General features: G+C 70.6%; 14 protein-coding genes and 1 other RNA gene. 9 read left to right on the top strand and 6 right to left on the bottom strand.

Annotated elements, in window-relative coordinates:
• Positions 1 to 4: 4 nt before the first annotated feature.
• Positions 5 to 1,429 carry an ABC transporter substrate-binding protein gene (locus AB5J50_RS20290; RefSeq protein ID WP_369259864.1) on the bottom strand — a complete coding sequence of 475 codons (1,425 nt, stop codon included), beginning with the start codon at positions 1,427 to 1,429 and terminating at the stop codon, positions 5 to 7.
• A gap of 361 nt (positions 1,430 to 1,790) precedes the next feature.
• Positions 1,791 to 5,588 (bottom strand): FHA domain-containing protein, encoded by a 3,798-nt coding sequence (locus AB5J50_RS20285; protein WP_369259863.1) that lies wholly within the window; start codon positions 5,586 to 5,588, stop codon positions 1,791 to 1,793.
• Positions 5,589 to 6,053: 465 nt separating this feature from the next.
• Here AB5J50_RS20285 and AB5J50_RS20280 point away from each other — a divergent pair, with 465 nt between their 5' ends.
• From AB5J50_RS20280 to AB5J50_RS20265, 4 genes are all read left to right on the top strand, one after another.
• Complete coding sequence (locus AB5J50_RS20280) at positions 6,054 to 7,799, top strand: serine/threonine-protein kinase (protein ID WP_369259862.1); 1,746 nt, start codon at positions 6,054 to 6,056, stop codon at positions 7,797 to 7,799.
• Between the two features lie 223 nt (positions 7,800 to 8,022).
• Positions 8,023 to 9,267, top strand: coding sequence for a serine/threonine-protein kinase (locus AB5J50_RS20275; RefSeq protein ID WP_369259861.1), 1,245 nt, complete (start codon positions 8,023 to 8,025; stop codon positions 9,265 to 9,267).
• Positions 9,268 to 9,631: 364 nt separating this feature from the next.
• Entirely contained in the window at positions 9,632 to 10,738 is a 1,107-nt protein-coding gene (gene prfB / locus AB5J50_RS20270; protein ID WP_369259860.1) for a peptide chain release factor 2, read from the top strand.
• Between the two features lie 326 nt (positions 10,739 to 11,064).
• Positions 11,065 to 11,691, top strand: a complete 627-nt coding sequence (locus AB5J50_RS20265) for a hypothetical protein (RefSeq protein WP_369259859.1) — start codon at positions 11,065 to 11,067, stop codon at positions 11,689 to 11,691.
• A 102-nt stretch (positions 11,692 to 11,793) separates the two neighbouring features.
• On the opposite strand, the gene AB5J50_RS20260 is transcribed toward AB5J50_RS20265, so the two are convergent.
• The gene (locus AB5J50_RS20260; RefSeq protein ID WP_028805018.1) at positions 11,794 to 11,985 is read right to left on the bottom strand and encodes a hypothetical protein; all 192 of its coding nucleotides are present in this window, start codon (positions 11,983 to 11,985) and stop codon (positions 11,794 to 11,796) included.
• Between the two features lie 414 nt (positions 11,986 to 12,399).
• On the opposite strand from AB5J50_RS20260, the gene ftsE reads away from it, so the two are divergent.
• From ftsE to ssrA, 5 genes are all read left to right on the top strand, one after another.
• Positions 12,400 to 13,089: a cell division ATP-binding protein FtsE gene (ftsE, locus tag AB5J50_RS20255; protein WP_081217588.1), complete on the top strand. Its 690-nt coding sequence runs from the start codon at positions 12,400 to 12,402 to the stop codon at positions 13,087 to 13,089.
• A 33-nt stretch (positions 13,090 to 13,122) separates the two neighbouring features.
• A complete protein-coding gene (ftsX, locus tag AB5J50_RS20250) occupies positions 13,123 to 14,043 on the top strand; it encodes a permease-like cell division protein FtsX (RefSeq protein ID WP_369259858.1) in 921 nt (306 codons plus the stop codon).
• A 67-nt stretch (positions 14,044 to 14,110) separates the two neighbouring features.
• Positions 14,111 to 15,310 (top strand): S41 family peptidase, encoded by a 1,200-nt coding sequence (locus tag AB5J50_RS20245; RefSeq protein WP_369259857.1) that lies wholly within the window; start codon positions 14,111 to 14,113, stop codon positions 15,308 to 15,310.
• An 83-nt stretch (positions 15,311 to 15,393) separates the two neighbouring features.
• Complete coding sequence (smpB, locus tag AB5J50_RS20240; RefSeq protein WP_369265455.1) at positions 15,394 to 15,927, top strand: SsrA-binding protein SmpB; 534 nt, start codon at positions 15,394 to 15,396, stop codon at positions 15,925 to 15,927.
• 112 nt (positions 15,928 to 16,039) lie between these two features.
• Positions 16,040 to 16,427: a transfer-messenger RNA gene (gene ssrA / locus AB5J50_RS20235) on the top strand.
• Between the two features lie 79 nt (positions 16,428 to 16,506).
• On the opposite strand, the gene AB5J50_RS20230 is transcribed toward ssrA, so the two are convergent.
• The 3 genes from AB5J50_RS20230 to yicI all read right to left on the bottom strand — a co-directional run bounded on the left by AB5J50_RS20230 (position 16,507) and on the right by yicI (position 22,774).
• Positions 16,507 to 19,389 carry a glycoside hydrolase family 3 C-terminal domain-containing protein gene (locus AB5J50_RS20230; protein ID WP_369259856.1) on the bottom strand — a complete coding sequence of 961 codons (2,883 nt, stop codon included), beginning with the start codon at positions 19,387 to 19,389 and terminating at the stop codon, positions 16,507 to 16,509.
• Between the two features lie 119 nt (positions 19,390 to 19,508).
• A complete protein-coding gene (locus AB5J50_RS20225) occupies positions 19,509 to 20,522 on the bottom strand; it encodes a LacI family DNA-binding transcriptional regulator (protein WP_327429140.1) in 1,014 nt (337 codons plus the stop codon).
• Between the two features lie 2 nt (positions 20,523 to 20,524).
• Complete coding sequence (gene yicI / locus AB5J50_RS20220) at positions 20,525 to 22,774, bottom strand: alpha-xylosidase (RefSeq protein ID WP_369259855.1); 2,250 nt, start codon at positions 22,772 to 22,774, stop codon at positions 20,525 to 20,527.
• Between the last annotated feature and the right edge of the window lie 7 nt (positions 22,775 to 22,781).

Raw genomic sequence — 22,781 nt, 5'->3', positions numbered from 1 at the left:
CGGATCAGCCCTTGTACGCCGCGGCCGCGTCCGCTTCGAGCTTCGCCTGCGCCCCTGCCACGTCCTTCGGGTTCTTCAGGAAGTCCTGGAGGTCCTTCCACTCACCCTTGCCGGGCGTACCGCCGAAGGCCTGCGGGGCCTGGTCGGACATGTCGAAGCGGAAGTCGTCGCCGGCGGCGATCAGGGCCTTCGCCATCGACTGCTGGACGGCGTTCGGGTAGGCGGAGTTGGCCACACTCTTGTTGGGGGAGAGATAGCCGCCGAGCTTCGCCCAGATCGTCGCCGCGTCGGGCGAGGCGAGGAAGGTGAGCAGCGCCTGACCGGCCTTGGACTCCTTCAGCAGGACGGCCGCGTCGCCGCCGCTGACCACGGGGGCGCTGCTGCCCACCGCCGGGAACGGGAACACCTTCGCGTCCGTGCCGATCTTCGCCTTGGTCTCCGCGATGTTGACGCCCACGAAGTCGCCCTCGAAGACCATGCCCGCCTTGGGCTGGTCGCCGCCGGTGAACGTCTGCGTCACGGACGCCGGGAACTCCGTCTGCAGTGCGCCGTCCGCGCCGCCCGCGATGTAGTTCTTGTTGCCCCACAGCTGGGCGAGCGTGGTCAGGGCGTCCTTCACGGACGGGTCCGTCCACTTGATCTTGTGCTGGGCGAGCTGGTCGTACTTCTCCGGCCCTGCCTGGGAGAGATAGATGTTCTCGAACCAGTCGGTGAGGGTCCAGCCGTCCGCGCCGCCCACGGAGACGGGGGTGACACCGGAGTCGTAGATGGTCTGGGCGGCGGAGAGGAAGTCCTTCCAGGTCGCGGGTTCCTTGGCCCCCGCGTTCTCGAAGACCTTGGTGTTGTACCAGACAAGAGACTTGTTGGCGGCCTTGAAGTAGACGCCGTACTGCTTGCCGTCGACCTTGCCGAGGTCCTGCCACCCTTGCGAGTAGTTCTTGGTGAGCTGGGCCTGGGCGCCGCTGCCGACCGGCTTCGCCCACTTCTTCTCGACGGCCTGCTTGATGGCACCGACCTGCGGAAGCATCGCGACGTCCGGTGGAGCGCCGCCCGCGATCTTCGAACCGAGGAAGTTGATGATCGGGTCCTGCGCGGGTACGAAGGTGACCTTCGCACCGGTGCGCTTCTCGAACTCCGCCAGCACCTTCTTGAAGTTGGCCTGTTCGGGGCCGGTCCACACGGCGGCGACTTCCAGACTGGCGCCGTCGAGCTTGGGAAGGCTGACGGTGCCGCCGCTGCCGGCGCTGCTTTCCGTGCCGTTGCTGTCCTTGTCGCTCTTGTTGTCGCCGCCGCAGGCGGTGAGGGTGAGGGCGCTGGCGATGACGGCGGCTGCGGCGGCTTGTGCGGCTCTGTGTGACCTGTGCGTGGGGTTACTGGTGGAGTGATTGGGCGACTTGGGCGACCTGCGTGTACGAAGATTGCTGCGCATCACTGCCCCGTTCTTCGTTCCTCGTCGAACGTACGGGAGCTGTCCCGTGCGATCTGGTCTACGCCCGTGTCTGTGAGGGCGGCAAGAGCGCCAGCGGTGTCAAGTGAGCGATCGTGATTGGGTCGTGACGTGGGGACTACGCCCCCAGACCCCCGTTGAAAAGATTGCGCAGTTCCCCGCGCCCCTAAAAAACTGCCGGCCCGCCCCGGGTGCCTTTAAGGGGCGCGGGGCTGTGACATTTGCGGCTCCGCCGCGGGGCGCGACAAGCCCCCACCCACCCGCAGCCAAAGAACCGGCCCACGGGGTCTGGGGCGGAGCCCCAGAAGGATGGGACGGGTAGGGGCGGCGGGGGCGAAAAACGCTACAACAGCGAGGGCACCTCGGTCGCGGAGACGGAGCGAGCCGCTCGTTCCAGGGCGCTGGCGAGGAGGGCCAAGTCCGTGGGCCCGTTGCCGAGTTCACGTACGGGGCGGCGGGCCGGAGGGTCGCCCATGCGGTGCCATTCCAGGGGGACGACGGTGGGGCGGAGGGTGGCGGTGCGAGGGATGCGTCCGGTGACCCGACCGCCCTGGAAGGGCGTGTCCCGGCCGTCGCCCCGCAGGAGCCGGCCCCGCCCGGGCCCGGGTTCGTCCGGCCCCGCCCCCGGCGACGCCGCGTCGAGCGCGATACGCAGCGCGGCGGACCGAGCCAGCTCGGACCCCGCCGTACGCCCATCGACCCCGGCCGCCGCCACCAGGTGCACCCCCAACCGCTCCCCCTCACGGGCAACGGCCTCCAACGCCCGCACGACCGACCCCGCCGAGGGCCGCCCGGGCGACCCCAACGCCGGAGAGAGCAGCGCGTCCAGATCATCGACCACCACGACCAGCCGGGCGAGCGGCGGCCCGGGCTCCGTACGCTCCCGCGAAGCCGCAGGCCGCAACCGCATGGTCGAACTCGGCGGCGCGTCGAGATCCGCGGCACCGGACGACGACGCACCGGACACCATGCCGGACGAAGCCGACTTGGCCGAGCGCTGAGCCACGATCCGGCCGGGCACCTCGCGCCGGGTGTGCCACTCCACGAAGTCGAGCCGCCCGAGCAGCTCGGCCCGCCGCTTCAGCTCGGCACTGAGAGCCTGGGCGAACTCCCGCATCCGTATGGGGTCGTTGGCGGTGAGGTGGGTGGTGACATGCGGGAGATCCGTACAGACCTGGAGGCCCTCGCCCCGCCCCGCGCCATTGCCCCCGATACCGTCCCGCCCGTCTATCAGGACGATCCCGAGCCGGTCGGGCCGCTCCGCCGCGGCGAGGGACGCGGCGATCGAGCGCAGCAGTTCCGTACGGCCGCTGCCCGACGGTCCCTCGATCAGCAGATGCGGGCCCTCGGCCGGGAGATCCACGGCGACGGGCCCGCGCGGCCCGGCGCCGAGGACGGCCCGGGCGCGCCCACCGAGCGCTTCCGTGTCGTCCGCCGCGTCCGCCCAACGTGCCATCAGGGAGGCGGGAGTGGCTCGTGCGAGTCCCAACTCGTCGAGCAGGCGGGACATGGGGGGCAAGGGTGCGGACACGCGCGCGTGCCGGTCGCCGTATGCGCCGTGCGTGCCGTCCGTGCGCAAGGGTGCGAGGGCCCGGGCGAACCGCTCGGCCCACGCGACCGACACGGCGTCGATCGCGGCGACGGTGCCGTGGCCCACGGGACCGCGCGGCCGGTGTCCGGTGAAGCCGGGGTGGGTGTGGCCGCTGTGCGGCGAACCGCCGTCTGCGGCCCCGGTGTTCGGGGAGCCCGTGTAGGCGGGGCCGGGGCGCGTCGAACCACCGTGGGCCGGTCCGCCGCGTGGGGATCCGCCGTGACTGGGCTCGCCGTGGGGCTGTCCGGCGGCGCTCCCGCGCGCGCGGTCCATGGATTCGGCTCGCGTGGACCCTCCGAGTCCGCCCCGGCCGGCCCCCGCAGCGTCACCCTGTCCGTGCCGTGTGGCTCCCCTCGGTGGGGAGCTCGCAGGGCCGCCGGGCGCGATCCGCATCAGCCGCAGTGCCGTGGCCACGTCTCCGCTGAGCAGGGCGACCGCCCCGCACTCCCGGAACGCGGGCGACGCCTCGCATGCCGCTTCGTACGTCTCCGTCACCGGTGACGCGGGCGACGCCGCCGAGGTCTCGGCGAGGCACACCACATGGATCCCGGCCCGCGCCCCTTCGTGCGCCAGCCGCACCACGGCCTCGCGTACGTCGGCGCCTCCGGGGTCCCCGTCCACGACCATCACGGTGTACGGCCCGTTGAAGCCCGCGTCCGCAGGGTCCTCGTCCCGTGCCCAGGAGGGCCGCCGGGCCCCGCCGCGCAGATCGGTGTCCTGGCGATCGTTCCGGGCCTGCGTGCCGCCGACGTTCCGGGCCTGCGTGCCGCCGACGCCGAAGGCGTTGAGCGGGGCGGGACCGCCCGCCGTGCCGCCCGTTTCCGTCAGGTGGTCCTCCAGGCGGCGGAGGAGTTCGTCCGTGCGGGCCGCCGCCTGTTCGCGGTCGTAGGCGAGGAGGAGGCGGCAGTCCTGGCCGTGGGTGGGGCGGACGTGGGGGAGCCAGCCCAGCCAGGACCACTCGGCGGTGCGCTCCTGGACGGTGCGGGAGCGGTCCGTGCTGATCAGGACGATTTCGAGGGCGTCGGGGGAGTGCAGCGCGGCAAGCTGGGCCACCACCGCGCGGGCCAGGCCCGCGAGGCGCGGACGCGGTCCGGCCAGGCCCAGCGCGCCGGCCTCCCGCAGCCCCGCGGTGACCGGCACCGCGGGCAGCAGGCCCGAACCGTCGGGCGCCGCCCGGTCGGCCGTGCCCAGCCGCACGGTCAGCGCCTCCGGATGACCGGGGCCGCGCTCCCACAGCCGAGGTCCCGGCCCCAGCGCGGTGAGCAGCAGCGTCGCGGGGTCGGGCCAGCTCTCCGGGGACTGGGGCACCGTGGGGAGGGGGTCCTCCGCCGCGGCTTCCTCGTCGTCGTACGGGTCCTGTCCGGCTCCCGTCGGTCCACCGCGTCCGCCGGTCAGCCGCCGGGCCCACGCGCCGATCCCGCCACGCCTGCGCACGCCCGGCGGGACGTCCGTGCCCCGCTGGGGAGTGCCCTTGCGGGTGCTTCCGGTTCCCGGGGCGGAGGCGTCGTCCGCGGTCCCGGCCGGAGGTTCGCCGTGTCCGGCGGGCGCGGAGGTGGCGTCGGGTCCGGCGCCGTCGCGCGGCCGGGTCTCGATGCGGGGTGCCCCGCCCTGTTCGGGCACCACGGACGGCGCGGGAGAGGGCCTGCCGGACGGCGCGGTGTGCGGGTCGGCCGGACCGCGCTCCTGCGCCCCGCCCGGGACTCCTCCCGCGGCTCCCCACTCCGCCGATCCGTAGGCGTGATGCGTGTCACCGGCGGGCGGCGGGACCGCGGTGCCGCCGGGTTTCCCGGCGGCCGGGGTCCGGGCGGCGCCCCCCACGCGCGCGTGGGGCACGGTCGCGGCCGGTGACGTCGGCCCCGGGCGCGCGGGGCCGCCGTCACCCCGCGTTCCGGTGCCGGGCCCGGCACCGGCGGTCACGCGCACGTGGCCCTCCCCGTCCGGCGTCGTCCCCAGGGCCCCCGTGGCCCCGGGCGGAGTCAGCCGCAGTGCGGTCTCGCCGACCCTGAGGAGCGCACCCGGAGCGAGGCGGACCGGGCGGGTGCCGACGCGGGTGCCGTCCAGCGTCGTGCCGTTCGTGGAGCCGAGGTCGGCGACCGAGACGCGGCCCTCGGGGGTGACCGTGACCGCGCAGTGCAGGCGCGAGACGTCGGGGTCGTCCAGGGGCACGTCCGCGTCGGCGGAGCGGCCGATGTGGATCTGGCCGCCGTGCAGGAGGTGGACGCCGCCGGCGTCGGGGCCCGCGACCACATGGAGCTGGGCGGCGCCGTCGTCCACGTCGGGGCCGGGCTCCGCGGGGCTGCCCAGGGACAGCACGGCACCGTCCGTCAGGGGCGGTTCGCCCAGCGTGCAGCGCTGCGCGTCGAGGCGCTCCGCACCCGCGTACAGCACGACCTGGCTGTCACTCCCGCCGACCGCCGAGGCGAGCCCCGACGCGACCGCGGCCAGCGCCGTCCCGGCGGGCGCGGTGACCAGCACATCGCAGGCCGCGGCTCGCCCCCGCGGCTCCGGGGGCGAGCCCAGCGGGTCTACGACGGTCAGCCGGATCTGCATCGCCGTCAGCGGTCCCTTCCGCGCAGGTGTCCGCGACGAGGACGAGGCTGCGCTGTGGTCCCCCCACCGCAGATTCCCCCACCGCACACGGGCACGTCGGCCAGTACTGAAGGCATCCTCGCACCTGCCACTGACAACACGCCCGGCACCCACCCGTAAGTGATCTTGATTGGTCGGCTCTGCCCGTAAAAGTGCCTGCCCCGTGCCCGACCGGTGCCCGCTTGAGATCAGTCACGCCCGCACTCCGGCAACCAACGACCCCGGCCGAGCGTCTTTCCATCGAACATGTACGGGAAGGCGTACGTAACCGCTTATGCGGAACACAACCGCCTGTGGGACCCATGGGAAGCACAGAAAGACAACAGCCCAGTGCCCTGTACGGCGGCACTACAGTGGGTCGGAACACCTGTACCACGGTGATCACGATGGATGGACCAGGCAAGCAAGCAACAGGGAGCGCATGACGTGCGGCCGGTAGGGAGCAAGTACCTCCTTGAGGAGCCGCTGGGGCGCGGCGCCACAGGCACCGTCTGGCGAGCCCGCCAGAGGGAGACCGCGGGCGCCGAGGCGGCCGTGGCCGGGCAGCCCGGCGAGACCGTGGCGATCAAGGTCCTCAAGGAGGAGCTCGCCAGCGACGCGGACATCGTGATGCGGTTCCTGCGGGAGCGCTCCGTGCTGCTCCGGCTGACCCACCCGAACATCGTGCGCGTACGGGACCTGGTCGTCGAAGGCGATCTGCTCGCCCTCGTCATGGACCTGATCGACGGGCCCGACCTGCACCGCTACCTGCGCGAGAACGGGCCCTTCAGCCCCGTCGCCGCCGCCCTCCTCACCGCCCAGGTCGCCGACGCGCTCGCCGCCAGCCACGCCGACGGCGTCGTCCACCGCGACCTGAAGCCCGCGAACGTCCTGCTCAAGCAGGACGGCGGCCAGATGCACCCGATGCTGACGGACTTCGGCATCGCCCGGCTCGCCGACTCCCCGGGCCTCACCCGCACCCACGAGTTCGTCGGTACCCCCGCCTATGTCGCGCCCGAGTCCGCGGAGGGGCGTCCGCAGACGTCCGCCGTCGACATCTACGGAGCGGGCATCCTGCTGTACGAGCTGGTCACCGGGCGTCCGCCGTTCGGCGGCGGCTCCGCCCTCGAGGTGCTGCACCAGCACCTGAGCGCCGAGCCGCGCCGCCCTTCGACCGTCCCGGACCCGCTGTGGACCGTCATAGAACGCTGTCTGCGCAAGAACCCGGACGAGCGGCCGAGCGCGGAGAACCTCGCGCGCGGGCTGCGCACCGTCGCCGCGGGCGTCGGTGTGCACGCGAACGCAGCGCAGATCGCCGCCGCCGACGGCGTGGGGGCCCTCCTCGCCCCCGACCCGGCCCCGGCGGCCGTCCCGGGCATGCCCGGAGCCGCCGACCCCACCCAGGTGCTGCCGCACGGCGCGGGCGCGTACGACCCGAACGGCGCGACCAGCGTCCTGCCGCACACCGGTGACGCCGACCCCACCTCCGTCCTCCCGCACCGTGGCGCGGCCGATCCGACCGCCGTCATGCCGCCCGTGCCGCCGCACCAGCCGGGCGGGCAGCCCGGCCAGTTCGGCCAGCCCGGCCAGGCCGAGGACCCGCATCCCTGGCAGAACCAGCTGCGCGCGGCCCGCGACCGCAACGAACAGACGCAGGTCCAGTACCTCGACCCGAACGAGGACCCGCTGCGCCGCCGTCCCCAGCGGCAGGTCTCACGCCCCCAGCAGCGCCCTCAGCAGCAGCGCCCGCCGCAGGGTCAGCAGCCGCCGCCCGGGTACGGGTATCCGCAGCAGCAACAGCCGCAGCAGTACGCGCCTCAGCAGCCTCAGCAGTACGCACCGCAGCAGCCCCAGCACCAGCAGCCGCAGCGGTACGCCCCCGCGCCCCAGCAGCAGCCTCAGCCGCAGCGGTACGCGCCGGCGCAGGAGCCCCAGCAGCCCGCGCCGCGACAGCCGCGCGAGCCCCGTCAGCGCGGCGCCAACCCCATGAAGATTCCGGGGCTCGGCTGCCTGAAGGGGTGCCTGTTCACCATCGTCATCATGTTCGTCGCCGGGTGGCTGATCTGGGAGTTCAGTCCCCTCCAGGACTGGATCGGCTCGGGCAAGAGCTACTTCGCCCAGCTGAAGGACTGGTTCGACACCGTCAGCGGCTGGATCGGCGATCTCGGCGGGGGCGGCTCCGCCGGCAACTGAACCTCGGGGACGACTGTCCCCGGGGACCTGCTCCTGGAGACCTGTCCCTGGGGACAACTGCCCCTAGGGACAGCTGACTCTGGAGATTTGTCGACACCTGACGGGTGATTTCCGTCCCCGGGGTAAGGATCGGCTCGTCGGACGCGTAGTTTTGTCGGCTGGGGGCCGGGGGTCACCCCCGGGACGGCGCAGCAGCGACAACCACGCGTCTGTAGGAGCAGTCTTGGCACGCAAGATCGGGAGCCGGTACACCGCGAACCAGATTCTGGGGCGGGGCAGCGCCGGCACGGTGTGGCTGGGCGAGGGGCCGGAGGGGCCCGTCGCCATCAAGCTGCTGCGCGAGGACCTCGCGTCCGACCAGGAGCTCGTCGGGCGTTTCGTCCAGGAGCGCACAGCGCTGCTGGGCCTCGACGACCCGCATGTGGTCGCGGTCCGCGACCTGGTGGTGGACGGGAACGACCTCGCGCTCGTCATGGATCTCGTACGGGGTACGGATCTCCGCACCCGGCTCGACCGGGAGCGGCGGCTCGCCCCCGAGGCCGCGGTCGCGATCGTCGCGGATGTCGCGGACGGGCTCGCGGCCGCGCACGCCGCCGGGGTCGTCCACCGGGACGTGAAGCCCGAGAACGTCCTTCTCGACATGCAGGGCCCGCTCGGCCCCGGCGGATCGCACCCCGCGCTGCTGACCGACTTCGGTGTGGCGAAACTCATCGACTCACCTCGCCGGACCCGCGCCACGAAGATCATCGGTACGCCGGACTATCTCGCGCCCGAGATCATCGAGGGGCTGCCGCCGCGGGCCGCCGTCGACATCTACGCGCTGGCGACGGTGCTGTACGAGCTCCTCGCCGGCTTCACGCCCTTCGGGGGCGGACACCCGGGCGCGGTCCTGCGCCGCCATGTCACCGAGACCGTGGTCCCGCTCCCCGGCATCCCGGACGAGCTGTGGCAGCTGATCGTGCAGTGCCTGGCGAAGGCGCCGGCGTCGCGGCTGCGGGCGTCGGAGCTGGGGGCGCGGCTGCGGGAGCAGTTGCCGTTGCTGGCGGGGATGCCGCCGTTGGACGTGGACTCGCCGGACGCGGAGTCGGAGGACGGGGACGAGGCGTACGAGGAGGCGGCGGAGCCGTCCGCTCCCGCCTCGGCGCGGGTTCGGCGGGGGGCTGTGCCGTTGGTGTCCGGGGCCGCACCCGACTCCAACCGGGACACCCATACGTCGATGAGGGTGCCCGGGCCGGACGAGCTGGCGGGGGGTGCTCGCGGGACGGCTCGCGCGCCGCGGGCCGCGGGGGCTCCCCGGCCGGGGTCGGCCCGGCATCGGGCCTCCGCCCGGCGGCGGCGTATCACGCTGGGGGCGGCGGCTGTCGCTCTCGTCGCCGCGGTGGGGCTCGGTACCTGGCTCGCCACGTCGGGCGACGACGCCGACGCGACCCCCCAGGACACGAAGAACTCGGCACCGGCCTCACCGTGAGGTTTCTCGCCCCCGCCGCCCCTACCCGCCCCATCCCGTTTCTGGGGGCTGCGCCCCCAGACCCCGCTGGGTTGTGTGTCGGCTGCGGGGCGGTGGGGGTTGCTCGCGCAGTTCCCCGCGCCCCTGAAAGCGGGGCTTCGCCCCGCAATCCCCCGCCCGCCCCGGGGTCTTTCAGGGGCGCGGGGAACTGCGCAATCTTTTGGACCAGCCCCCACCCACCCGCAGCCAAAGAACCGGCCCACGGGGTCTGGGGCGGAGCCCCAGAAGGATGGGACGGGTAGGGGCGGCGGGGGCGAAGGACGGGCTGCCGGCCCCGTAGGGGCGAGGGGCGAGCCCCGCTTGTCGTAGCCGTTACGCTGGAGGCGTGGCAGTCGTCGATGTATCCGAAGAGCTCAAGTCCCTCTCCTCGACCATGGAGTCGATCGAGGCCGTCCTGGACCTCGACAAGCTGAGGGCAGATGTCGCCGTGCTCGAGGAGCAGGCGGCCGCGCCGTCCCTGTGGGACGACCCGGACGAGGCGCAGAAGATCACCAGCAAGCTGAGCCACCTCCAGGCGGAGGTCAGGAAGGCCGAGGCGCTGCGCGGGCGTATCGACGATCTGAGCGTGCTCTTCGAGATGGCCGAGGAGGAGGACGACCCGGACACCCGTGCCGAGGCCGAGTCCGAGCTCACCGCCGTCAGGAAGGCGCTGGACGAGATGGAAGTCCGGACGCTGCTCTCCGGGGAGTACGACTCCCGTGAGGCTGTCGTCACCATCCGTGCCGAGGCCGGCGGCGTCGACGCCTCCGACTTCGCCGAGAAGCTGCAGCGCATGTACCTGCGCTGGGCCGAGCGCCACGGCTACAAGACGGAGCTCTACGAGACCTCGTACGCGGAAGAGGCGGGGATCAAGTCCACCACCTTCGCCGTCCACGTCCCGTACGCGTACGGCACGCTCTCCGTGGAGCAGGGCACCCACCGGCTCGTGCGCATCTCGCCGTTCGACAACCAGGGGCGTCGCCAGACCTCCTTCGCCGGTGTCGAGATCCTGCCCGTGGTCGAGCAGACCGACCACATCGAGATCGACGAGTCCGAGCTGCGGGTGGATGTGTACCGGTCGTCGGGCCCCGGCGGTCAGGGCGTCAACACCACCGACTCCGCGGTGCGGCTGACCCACCTTCCCACCGGCATCGTCGTGTCGTGTCAGAACGAGCGGTCGCAGATCCAGAACAAGGCCAGCGCCATGAACGTTCTGCAGGCCAAGCTTCTTGAGCGGCGCCGGCAGGAGGAGCAGGCCAAGATGGACGCCCTCAAGGGCGACGGCGGCAACTCCTGGGGCAACCAGATGCGTTCGTACGTCCTGCACCCGTACCAGATGGTCAAGGACCTGCGCACCGAGTTCGAAGTCGGTAACCCGGAGTCCGTGTTCAACGGCGAGATCGACGGCTTCCTGGAGGCCGGAATTCGCTGGCGCAAGCAGCAGGAGAAGTAGGCGGGCATTGCGCGGACGCATTCGCGCCCCATTGACGCCTCTTTGTCGACAAGGCAACTGCCGCCCATCGGGCGGCAGTTGCCTTTTGTGTGAGGGTTGTCTGGGTTTTACGTCACAGTCACATGTCCTCACGGCAGGCAAATGATGTTGATCCGGACATCGCGTACGCAACGACCTTGACGTTGCTTTGAAAACTGGGAAGGGTAACGGGTGGCATGCGTATCTCTGGGGCGCATGTGAACCGGGGGGCTTGAGAAAAGCCACCTGTGACGCCGTGGCCCCGGGCGCTGCTCCATTGACGATCAGCTACTGGGGGTAGCAGGCAGATGACCAAGAAGACGCGGATCCGTGTGGCACGGATAGCCGCCGGTGCGGTGATTGCCGCCGGTGCTTCGCTGACCGCGGCGGGTGCCGCCTCGGCGCTCGACCTCAATGTCGGCATCGGTGTCAACGCGGGCGACGAGGACCCGAGCCCGACTCCGACCGAGACCGGCATCCCGACGACGCCCACGGACCCGACCACGGACCCGGCGCCCACCGAGACGGCCCCGACCGACCCGCCGAGCACCGACCCGGAGCCGACGGCCACCACGCCCACCGACGACCCGACGGAGCCCACCGAGGAGCCGACGGAGCCGACGGAGGACCCCGACCCGACCGCCACGACCGAGCCCTCGGACGGCTCCACCAGCGGCTCCGGCTCCACCGGCTCCACCGGCGGCAACAGCAACACCGACCCCGACGGTGGGTCCTCCACCCAGGAAGAGGGCTCCTCGGCCCTCACCGACACGGGCTCGGACACCTCGGCCCAGGGCAAGAGCGACGGCGAGCTGGCCGAGACGGGTGCCGGTCAGACCGCGTTCCTGCTGATCGGTGCCGCCACGATGATCGCCGGCGGTATCGGCTTCCGCCTGCTGCCGCGTCTCGCGGGCGGCCGCGGCGCCGCTGCGTGACGTACTGACGTACATGTGCGTGAGAAGGGCCCGGAGCGCTTGCTCCGGGCCCTTCTCGTGTCACAGGTGGGGCTGAGTGCCGTAACGCGGCCTTCGTGGGTCTCACACCGTCTGGTGGGCCACCAGCGCCAGAGCCGCGATCAGCACGGCCAGCAGGGCGATCAGTGCCATGGGGTTCAGGCCGGCGAAGGGGCTCTCCTGCTGGAGTCGCTCCCGGTTCGCGCGGCAGACGGGGCAGCGGCCCTCGCTCACAGGCGCCGCGCAGTTAGCGCACACCAATCGGTCGTACGTCATGCGCTCGCCCTCCTTGCGCCGTCTCGGCGTACACAACGCTCTACTTAACGCTGCGGGGAACGCAACCGTTCCCCTTCCACTGTGCCAGGTTCCACGGATTTCGGCGCGGTTCGCCTTATCCTGCCCTGCGCTCCGCGGGTTAGGCCGGGCGCTCTGGGTGGGGTGGGTGGGCTCGTCTCGCGGCTGGCGGCCGGTGGGGGCTGGTCGCGCAGTTCCCCGCGCCCCTTCGGGGCGCTCCACTGGGGTCGTTTCCAAGCGCCGTTCAAAGCCCTATACAAAACCCTGTACAAAGCGCTGTACGAAGATCTGCACAAATACGTACAAGCCCCGTGCAACCCCTACCAGCGCCTGCGCTTGCGTGCTCGGGTCGCGTATGGTCACGCACACCTACCCCCGGCGACCCGTGGTGCATCCGTGATCCGATTCGACAACGTCTCCAAGGTCTACCCCAAGCAGACCCGGCCCGCTCTCAGGGATGTCTCCCTGGAGGTCGAGCGCGGAGAGTTCGTGTTCCTCGTGGGGTCCTCCGGCTCCGGAAAGTCCACCTTCCTGCGGCTGATCCTCCGCGAGGAGCGGTGCAGTCACGGTCAGGTGCACGTCCTGGGCAAGGACCTCGCGCGCATCTCCAACTGGAAGGTGCCGCAGATGCGGCGCCAGCTGGGGACCGTTTTCCAGGACTTCCGGCTCCTGCCCAACAAGACGGTCGCCGAGAACGTGGCCTTCGCGCAGGAGGTCATCGGCAAGTCGCGCGGCGAGATCCGCAAGTCCGTGCCCCAGGTGCTCGACCTCGTCGGTCTGGGCGGCAAGGAGGACCGGATGCCCGGCGAGCTGTCCGGTGGTGAGCAGCAGCGTGTGGCCATCGCGAGAGCGTTCGTGAACCGGCCCAAGCTCCTCATCGCCGACGAACCGACCGGAAACCTCGACCCGCAGACCTCCGTCGGCATCATGAAACTGCTCGACCGCATCAACCGGACGGGCACGACCGTGGTGATGGCGACCCACGACCAGAACATCGTGGACCAGATGCGCAAGCGCGTCATCGAGCTGGAGCAGGGCCGTCTCGTCCGCGACCAGGCGCGCGGCGTCTACGGCTACCAGCACTGATCATCGTCCACGGAAAGGTCTGAAGAAGACGCCATGCGCGCCCAGTTCGTTCTGTCGGAGATCGGTGTCGGTCTCCGCCGCAATCTGACCATGACCTTCGCGGTCGTCGTCTCGGTCGCCCTCTCGCTCGCCCTGTTCGGCGGTTCGCTCCTGATGAGCGACCAGGTGAGCACGATGAAGGGCTACTGGTACGACAAGGTCAACGTCTCGATCTTCCTCTGCAACAAGAGCGATGCCGAGTCCGACCCCAACTGCGCCAAGGGCGCGGTGACTTCCGACCAGAAGAAGCAGATCCTCGCCGACCTGGACAAGATGTCCACGGTCGTGCAGAAGGTCACCTACGAGTCGTCGGACCAGGCGTACAAGCACTACAAGGAGCAGTTCGGCGACTCCCCGCTGGCCAGCTCCCTCACGCCGGACCAGATGCAGGAGTCGTACCGCATCAAGCTGAAGGACCCGGAGAAGTACCAGGTCATCGCGACCGCCTTCGACGGGCGGGACGGCGTGCAGTCCGTGCAGGACCAGAAGGGCATCCTGGACAACCTCTTCGGGCTGCTCAACGGCATGAACTGGGCCGCGCGGGCCGTGATGGCGATGATGCTCGTCGTCGCGCTCATGCTGATCGTCAACACCGTGCGCGTGTCCGCCTTCAGCCGACGGCGTGAGACCGGGATCATGCGGCTCGTCGGCGCCTCCGGGTTCTACATCCAGGCGCCGTTCATCATGGAGGCCGCGGTCGCCGGGCTCATCGGCGGTGGTGTCGCCTGCGGCTTCCTGCTGATCGCCCGCTACTTCATCATCGACCACGGTCTGGCCCTGTCCGAGAAGCTGAACTTGATCAACTTCATCGGCTGGGACGCCGTGTTGACGAAGCTGCCGCTCATCCTCGCGACCAGTCTGCTGATGCCCGCGCTGGCCGCGTTCTTCGCGTTGCGCAAGTACCTGAAGGTGTGACGCATGCCAAGGGGGCCGTACTGCCAACCGGCGGTGCGGCCCCTTGCGTTGTCCTAGACTCACCGCCATGTCAGGTCGTGACCTGTTCTGTGAGCCCCGCCGCATCCGCCGCGGGGCCGTCCTGACATTGGTGTTCGCGAGCGTCCTCGTCGCCGGTGCGGCGACCGGATCCTTCTCCGACCCGGGACCGAAATCCGCTTCCTCACCCTCTCCTTCACCCTCCTCGCTTCCTTCTTCCGCGGCTCGTTCGACGGCCGCGAGCCACCACGAGGACGTCGCGGAGGCCGCCGCCGAGGCGATGGCCGACGGCAAGTCGCCCATGGAGGCCGCCGAGCGTGCCGTCAGCCGCAGTGGCGACCGCTGGGGTGCGGTCTACTCCCAGGGCGACTACGAGGAGTTCGAGGAGGCCCTCGACGGCCAGTACACCGGCGTCGGGCTGTGGGCCCGGCGCGAGCGTGACGGACGTATCGAGGTGACCCGCGTCCAGACGGGCTCGCCCGCGGCGGCCGCCGGGATCCGCAAGGGCGACCGGCTGCGCAGTGTCGACGGCGAGAAGGTGGACGGCCGGCCGGTCACCGAGGTCGTCTCCTTACTGCGCGGCGACGCGGACGACGCGGCCGCCGGTACGGAGGTCTCCCTCGGCCTGGAGCGCGGCACGCGCGCGTGGAGCGAGACACTGCACCGGGCCAGGCTGTCCACGGACTCCGTGACCGTCCGCAAGCTCGCCACCGGCGTCACCGTGATCACGGTCGCCGCCTTCACCAAGGGCGTCGGCGACGCTGTACGGACCGCCGTCGACCAGGCCCCCGAGGGCCGCGGGATCGTCCTCGACCTGCGCGGCAACTCCGGAGGCCTGGTCACCGAGGCCGTCACCGCCGCCTCCGCCTTCCTCGACGGCGGTCTCGTCGCCACCTACGACGTGGACGGACAGCAGCGCGCCCTGCACGCCGACCCCGGCGGTGACACGGCCAGACCCCTGGTCGCGCTCGTCGACGGCGGCACGATGAGCGCGGCCGAGCTGCTCACCGGAGCCCTCCAGGACCGTGGCCGCGCGGTCGTCGTGGGCTCCAGGACCTTCGGCAAGGGCTCGGTCCAGATGCCGAGCCGGCTGCCCGACGGCTCCGTCGCCGAGCTGACCGTCGGGCACTACCGCACCCCCTCCGGACGCGGTGTCGACGGCCGGGGCATCACCCCCGACCTGGAGGCGGACACGCAGTCCCTGGAGCGGGCCGAGACCGTGCTGAGCGGGCTCGGCGACGCGTCGTAGCCGACGATTCGCGGGGCCTCCGTAATCACCTTTCCCTCCGGCCCCCCTGTAGTGCGAAAATGGCCAGCACTATGAGCAAGGGAATGTATGTACCGAAGGAGTCCCAGCCCAAGCAGGGCGGGGCGGGCTCCGGCAAGACCAAGGACGGCAAGCGCAAGATCGTCGCCCAGAACAAGAAGGCACGGCACGACTACGCGATCATCGACACCTACGAGGCCGGGCTCGTCCTGACCGGCACCGAGGTGAAGTCGCTGCGCCAGGGCCGCACCTCGCTGACCGACGGTTTCGTCCAGATCGACGGGGGCGAGGCGTGGCTGCACAACGCCCACATCCCCGAGTACAGCCAGGGGAGCTGGACCAACCACTCCGCGCGCCGCAAGCGCAAGCTGCTCCTGCACCGCGAGGAGATCGACAAGCTGGCCTCGAAGTCCGAGGAGACGGGTCACACGATCGTGCCCCTCGCCCTGTACTTCAAGGACGGTCGCGCGAAGGCCGAGATCGCGCTCGCCCGCGGCAAGAAGGAGTACGACAAGCGGCAGACCCTGCGTGAGAAGCAGGACCGGCGGGAGTCGGACCGCGCGATCGCGGCGGCGAAGCGGAAGCAGCGCGGCCAGTAGGCGCTGCCCCGCGGGAATAGGCTGGCATCGTCGTGCGTTGGTCACGTACGATGGCAACTGCACCTCACAGCGGGTGCGTGGATCTTTTTGGTCCAGCTTGAAAAATCAACATGGGGATGATCGGTTTCGACAGCGGCTGTCGAAGCAGGGGAAGCGAGCCGAGGAAGCGGCAATGATCTCGTAAACCATATGTCGCAACCAATAATCGCCAATTCTAAGAGCGATTCCCAGTCCTTCGCCCTCGCTGCCTAATAACAGCGACTGAAGGACCCTAAAAGGGTGTCAGCCCGGGAGTGTTCCCGACCCGGATCCTGGCATAATCTAGGGAACTAAACCGCCGAGCCCGGTCACGGGGTTCGGTGGGAAATCAAACAGTGGCTGGGCCCGTCGGAGACTTGTTCGCGAGATCTCCGGGGCCGAGAAAATCACAGCGAACTGCGCTCGGAGAAGCCCTGATTCTGCACCGTTGGACGCGGGTTCGATTCCCGCCATCTCCACTCATCCCATGTGGGTAAAGCCCCGCTGCCTCGGCAGCGGGGCTTTTTCCTTTCCCTGACTCTCCCTGGCTTTCGGTGACTTTCAGCGCAGTGAGAAGGTCGAAAGGCGCAGACCCTCGCTCAGTACCAGATACACGTCCTGGCGGCCCTTCGCCGCCTGGGAAAGGCCGGCCGTCACCGTCTTGTAGTCGTACGCGGATGACGTGCCGTCCGTGTGCGCCGTGCCGACCAGGGTTCCGGTGGGCGATCCGAGGCGGACCTCGACCGTGCCGGCGGAGGTCCCGGCCACCTGCGCGGTGAAGCGTGACGCCCCCGAGCCGAGCGCGGCGTCGCTGAACCTCAGCCAGGCGCCGTCGCCCGACGACCCCACCGCCGTGCCGCGTGCCTTCGACTCGTCGACCAGCCGGACGTCCGCGTAGTCGTCGAAGTTCTCCGCCCGCGTCACCTTGGCGAGATCCCGGGCCGGGATCGTCTCGCCCTGTGCCGTCAGCGTCGTACGGGAGCGGATGTCGGAGGAGGAGGCGCCGGCCAGGACGTCGTAACTGCCGCTCTCCACCACCCACTTGGAGCGCGTGACGTCCCAGTGGGCGAGATCCTTCGTGCGCAGCCTCAGCTTCACCGTCTTGGTCTCGCCCGGCTCCAGCGACACCCGGGCGTAGGCCTTCAGCTGCTTCAGCGGCTGTTTGTCGCGGGACACCCGCTGGTGTGTGTAGAGCTGGACGACCTCGTCGCCGGCGCGCTTGCCGGTGTTGGTGACGGCGATCTCGTAGCCGCCGTCCACGTGCTTGAGCGCGCCGTAGCGGAACGAGGTGTACGAGAGGCCGTAGCCGAAGGGGTAGAGGGGCTGCCCCTTGAAGTACTGGTAGGTGCGGTCGGACTTGATGATGTCGTAGTCGAGGATCGACGGGAGGTCCGACTCCGACTGGTACCAGGTCTGGGTGAGGCGGCCCGCCGGGTTCGCGTCGCCGTAGAGGAGGTCGGCGAGGGCGTTGCCGGTCTCCTGGCCCGCGTGGGTGGTCCACAGGAGGGCGGGGGCGTCCTTCTGGAGGGAGCCGAGGGTGGTCGGGTAGCTGTTCTCGACGACCACGACCGTCTTCGGGTTGGCCGCGTGCACCGCCTTGACCAGGGCTTCCTGCGAGGGTGCCAGGCCCATGTCGGTGCGGTCGTGGTCCTCGCGGCCGTTGATCGACGGCATCGAGCCGACCACGACCACCGCCGTGTCCTTGCCCTTCACCGCGGCCACGGCCTCGTCGACACCGCTGCGGACGACGTCCTTGGCGTAGTGGGCGGCCTGCTCCTTGGCGACCAGGCCGAGGGTGCCGTCGTCGCCGGTCGGGCCGAGGTAGACGGGGTTCGACCACCAGGACTCGCCGGTCTCGTATCCGGCGTACCGGAGCAGGTAGCTGCCGTCGTCCTGCTTCTCCAGCTTGAACTGCTGCTGCACGAACCAGCCGTTGGGCTGGACCTGGTCGTTGACGAAGTTCGACCAGTTGTAGCCGACGTACTTGCCGTTGGCGGCCGAGCGCAGGGTCACGATGCCGGAGCCCCAGTCGAACACGTCGAACTGGGACGTCGTGCCGGTGTCCGTGCTCTCCTTCAGGGCCGCTCCCGTGTCGGAGGTTCCCGCCGTGACGTACTTCCCCGTCGCGGTGTCCTTCAGCGCGATACGGTCCGCGCCCTCGCTGCTCGCCACCGACGCGCCGAGTTTCGTCTCGATGCCCTGCTTCGGGGTGACCGCGTACGGGAGTGTGCCCGAGTACCAGTCGGTGTAGAGGGTGTCGGCGAGGGGGCCGACGACGGCGACGTTCTTCGAAGTCGACTTCAGCGGGAGCGAGTTGTCGTTCTTCAGGAGGACGGCCGCCTCCGTCGCCGCCTCACGGGCCAGCCTCTGGTGGGCCGGGCTGTTGATCACGGACGTGTCGATGGAGCCGTACTTCCCGCCGTTCGGGTCGAATTCGCCGAGCCGGACGCGGATGGCGAGGATGTGGGAGACGGCCGTGTCGACGTCGGATTCCTTCAACAGGCCTGTGGACAAGGCGGAGTTGATGGCGGTCGTGGTCGGGGCCGAGTCGGCGCTGTTGTCCGTGAAGCTGTCGATGCCGGCCTTCAGTGCGGCCGCGTCGCCCTCGGCGAGCGTGGGGTAGTAGTTCTGGGTGCCGGGGAGCAGGTTGCCGGGGGCGAAGGCGTCGGTGACGTTGAGCAGATCACGCGAACTCCAGGACCGTACGACGTCGTTCAGGTCCGGATTGACCGTGTCGGGGCGGCCGTTGACCAGGTTGTAGGAGGACATGACGCCCGTCGCCGCGTCCGCCGCGATGGCCGGCTTGAACGCCGCTTCGTCGTACTCGTGCTGCACGCGCGGGCGCAGGTCGGAGGACGTGGTCGCGCGGTGCACCTCGTTGTTGTTGGCGAGGTAGTGCTTGAGGGTGGGCGCCGTCTTGAGGTGGTCGGGGTCGCCGCCGGTCAGGCCGTCGCCGTACGCCGTGGAGATCGAGCCGGTCAGGTACGGGTCCTCGGAGTAGCCCTCCTCGTTGCGTCCCCAGCGCGGGTCGCGCAGCAGGTTCACCACCGGCGCCCAGAGGTTGAGGCCCCAGCCGTCCGGGCGCTCCTGCTGGAAGCCGCGCGCCTCGTCGCCGACCGCCGAGCCGACCTGCTCGATCAGCGCCGGGTCCCAGGTCGAGGCGAGCCCGACGGCCTGCGGGAACACCGTGGTCTTCCCGAGCCAGGCGACGCCGTGCAGGGCCTCGGTGCCGGTGCGGAACGCCTGGATGCCGAGGCGGGGGATCGCGGGCTCGTACTGGTGGAGGAGGGAGACCTTCTCGTCGGGGGTCAGTCTTCCCAGGAGGTCGTCGACGCGTTCGGTGACGGGGAGCCGGGGGTCGCGGAACGGATAGGGGTACGAGGAGGCGGTGGCGGGGCCCGTGGCGGTGGCCAGGCCCGCGATCAGTGCGAGGGCCACGGTCACCAGGGCCGCTGTTCTCGGTCTTCCGACCGTTGTCCTCGGCCCTGCGGCCGCCGTTCTGGGTCTTCCGGGTGCGGTTCTCGGTCCTCTTCTCTTCTTGCCTTTCCTCATGACACGGCTCCTTAGGAGGTCAGCGTGCGCGGTGCGGTGCTGGCCCGCTCCGTCATCCGGGGAGCGAGCAGGGTCGCCTCCGGTACGGGCGTGCCGTCGAGCTTCTTCATCAGCAGCTCCACCGCCTGCGCGCCCACTTCGGCGGACGGGATGGCGATGGAGGTGACAGGGACCCGGACGCCCTCGGCGAGTTCGTCCGGGCAGATGGCGGTGACCGACAGATCGCCGGGGACCCGCAGACCGAGCTGCTCGAAGGCGTCGATCAGCGGCTCCAGGACCGGCTCGTTGTGCACGACGACACCGGTCAGCGCCGGCTGTTCGCGCAGCAGTTGCTCGGCGACCCGGCGGGCGGCGGCGGGCGAGGCCTCGCAGGGGTGCACGGAGGACGCGAGTCCGCCCCGGTCGGCGGCCGCCGTGAACCCCTCCACCACGCGCTGGGCGAACGCCGTCCCCCGCACATACACCTCCGGCGGCGAACCGACCAGCGCCACGACCCGGTGCCCGAGCCCGGCAAGGCGCTCGACGCACAGCTCGCCGGCCGCCTTGAAGTCGAGGTCGATGCAGGTCAGCCCGTCCGGCTTCGCGGGGAACCCGATGAGCACGGAAGGCCGGTCCAGTGCGCGCAGCAACGGCAGCCGGGCGTCGTGGAGTTGTACGTCCATCACGATCAGCGCGTCCACCAGCGCGGTGTCCGCGACCCGCCGCAGCCCGTCCTCGCCCTCCTCCTGGGTGAGCAGCAGGACGTCGTGGTCGTGCCGCCGCGCCGCCGTCACCACCGACACCGCGAACTGCATCACGACCGGCACATGGATGCCCGCCCGCAGCGGCACCACCAGCGCCAGGACGTTCGACCGGCTGCTGGCCAGCGCCCGCGCGCCCGCGTGCGGCCGGTAGCCCAGCTCGCGGATGCTCGCCTCGATGCGCTGCCGGGTCTCCTCGGAGATCGGGCGCTTGCCGCTGAGGGCGTAGGAGACGGTGCTGGGGGACACCCCGGCGTGCCGTGCCACATCGGTGATCTTGACCATGCTCAGTTCAACTCCAACGACAGGAAGCCCGTCCCGGCCTTCGCCCGCACCTCACGCCCGCCCGCGGCCAGCCCCCAGGGCGCCGAGGGATCACTGGACGAAGCCCGCAGGGTGTCCCCCTCACGTACGACGGTGAAGGTGATGCCGCCGACCGGCACCGTCACCTGCGCGCCCCGCTCCAGGCCGTACGCGCGCAGGGTGACCCCCTCGGCGTGGTCGTAGTCGGGCCGGTCGTCCACAGCCCCCACCGGGATCACCGCGCCCGGCCGGACGAGGAGCGGCACGCTCAGGAAACCGTGCCGCTCGCGAACCCAGCGCGGCCCGGTCACCGTCTGCCCGCTCAGGAAGTGGGTCCAGGTCCCCTCGGGCACGTAGTACGAGACATCGCCGTCGTCGCTGAAGACGGGCGCGACCAGCAGATCCGGGCCGAGCATGTACTGCCGCTCCAGATGTGCGCACCCGGGGTCGTCCGGGAACTCCAGCACCATCGCCCGCATCATCGGCACGCCCTCCGCGTGGGCGGCGCGGGCAGCCTCGTACAGATAGGGCATGAGGCCGAGCTTCAGCCGGGTGAACAGCCGCAGGACGTCCACGGCCTCCTCGTCGAACAGCCAGGGCACGCGGTACGAGGACGATCCGTGCAGCCGGCTGTGCGACGACAGCAGCCCGAAGGCGATCCACCGCTTGAACAGCGCGGGCGTCGGCGTCCCCTCGAACCCGCCGATGTCATGGCTCCAGAACCCGAACCCCGACATGCCGAGGCTCAGCCCGCCGCGCAGCGACTCGGCCATCGACTCGTACGTCGCCTCGCAGTCGCCGCCCCAGTGCACCGGGAACTTCTGACTGCCGGTCGTCGCCGAACGCGCGAAGACGACGGCCTCGTGCTCGCCCCGGTGTTTGCGGAGCACATCGAAGACGGTCTGGTTGTAGAGGTAGGTGTAGTAGTTGTGCATCCGCTCGGGGTCGGCGCCGTCCGCGTACGCCACATCCACCGGGACCCGCTCGCCGAAGTCGGTCTTGAAGCAGTCGACGCCCTGCGCGAGCAGCGCCTCCAGCTTGGCCGCGTACCACTCCCGGGCGGCCTCGCTCGTGAAGTCGACCAGCGCCATGCCCGGCTGCCACAGGTCCCACTGCCAGACACTGCCGTCGGGCCGCTTGAGCAGATGCCCGAGGGCCCGCCCCTCCGCGAAGAGCGGCGAACGCTGCGCGATGTACGGATTGATCCATACGCAGATCCGCAGCCCCTTGTCCTTCAGCCGCGCCAGCATCCCCTCCGGGTCGGGGAACACCCGGGGATCCCACTGGAAGTCGCACCAGTTGAACTCGCGCATCCAGAAGCAGTCGAAGTGGAAGACGGAGAGCGGGAGTTCGCGCTCCCGCATCCCGTCGATGAAGGACGTGACGGTGGCCTCGTCGTAGGAGGTGGTGAAGGACGTCGACAGCCACAGCCCGAACGACCAGGCGGGCGGGAGGGCCGGACGCCCGGTGAGCGCGGTGTACTTGCGCAGGATGTCCTTGGGCGTCGGGCCGTAGATGACGTAGTACGTCAACTGCTGTGTCTCCGCGCTGAACTGGACCCGGGAGACCGCCTCCGAGCCGACCTCGAAGGACACCCGCCCCGGGTGGTCGACGAAGACCCCGTACCCCGCGTCCGTCAGATAGAACGGCACGTTCTTGTAGGCCTGTTCGGTGGCCGTGCCGCCGTCGGCGTTCCACATGTCGACGACCTGGCCGTTCTTGGCGAGTGGCCCGAACCGCTCGCCGAGACCGAACACCTGCGTCCCGACGCCGAGGTTCAGCTGTTCGCGCAGATAGTGAGCGCCGGTGGCGTCCCGCATGATGGCCATGCCCTTGGGGCCGCTGGTGGTGAGGGTGTGGCCGTCGGCGAGGAAGTCGACGTGCCAGGGGGTGGTGCGGGCGACCTTGAGGGAGAGCGCCCCGGCAGTGAGGGTCGCGTGGTCGTCGTCGTACTCCGCGACCGGAGTGAACTCGGCCGTCCGGAGCTCGAAGTGGGGCCTTCTCGGCTCCTCGCCCTGGAAGTGCGTGAACGTGACGCCGATGACGTCGGGCATCGGCGCGTGCGCGCTGATCGTCACGACCGGTCCCTTCAGCAGGTCGCCGCGGTGGCGGATGGGCTGCGTCGGCGCGTGGATCTCCAGGGTTCCCTGGGTCGCGCTGACATCGAGGACCTCGACCGGGTGGGCGGCGGTGACGCCTTCGCGCAGCAGCCAGTAGCCGTCGGTGAACTTCACTTTCGTA

This window comes from Streptomyces sp. R35 (genome assembly GCF_041053035.1).
Lineage (GTDB): Bacteria > Actinomycetota > Actinomycetes > Streptomycetales > Streptomycetaceae > Streptomyces > Streptomyces lutosisoli.
The sequence above is the reverse complement of the archived record's forward strand: the minus strand, read 5'-3'. Positions and strand labels throughout refer to the sequence as shown.

Excerpts from the sequence above, each read along its gene's own strand:
- AB5J50_RS20290 (WP_369259864.1), bottom strand. The coding sequence starts at position 1,429 with ATGCGCAGCAATCTTCGTACACGCAGGTCGCCCAAGTCGCCCAATCAC.
- AB5J50_RS20285 (WP_369259863.1), bottom strand. The coding sequence starts at position 5,588 with ATGCAGATCCGGCTGACCGTCGTAGACCCGCTGGGCTCGCCCCCGGAG.
- AB5J50_RS20265 (WP_369259859.1), top strand. The coding sequence starts at position 11,065 with ATGACCAAGAAGACGCGGATCCGTGTGGCACGGATAGCCGCCGGTGCG.
- AB5J50_RS20260 (WP_028805018.1), bottom strand. The coding sequence starts at position 11,985 with ATGACGTACGACCGATTGGTGTGCGCTAACTGCGCGGCGCCTGTGAGC.
- AB5J50_RS20245 (WP_369259857.1), top strand. The coding sequence starts at position 14,111 with ATGTCAGGTCGTGACCTGTTCTGTGAGCCCCGCCGCATCCGCCGCGGG.
- ftsX (WP_369259858.1), top strand. The coding sequence starts at position 13,123 with ATGCGCGCCCAGTTCGTTCTGTCGGAGATCGGTGTCGGTCTCCGCCGC.
- smpB (WP_369265455.1), top strand. The coding sequence starts at position 15,394 with ATGTATGTACCGAAGGAGTCCCAGCCCAAGCAGGGCGGGGCGGGCTCC.
- AB5J50_RS20225 (WP_327429140.1), bottom strand. The coding sequence starts at position 20,522 with ATGGTCAAGATCACCGATGTGGCACGGCACGCCGGGGTGTCCCCCAGC.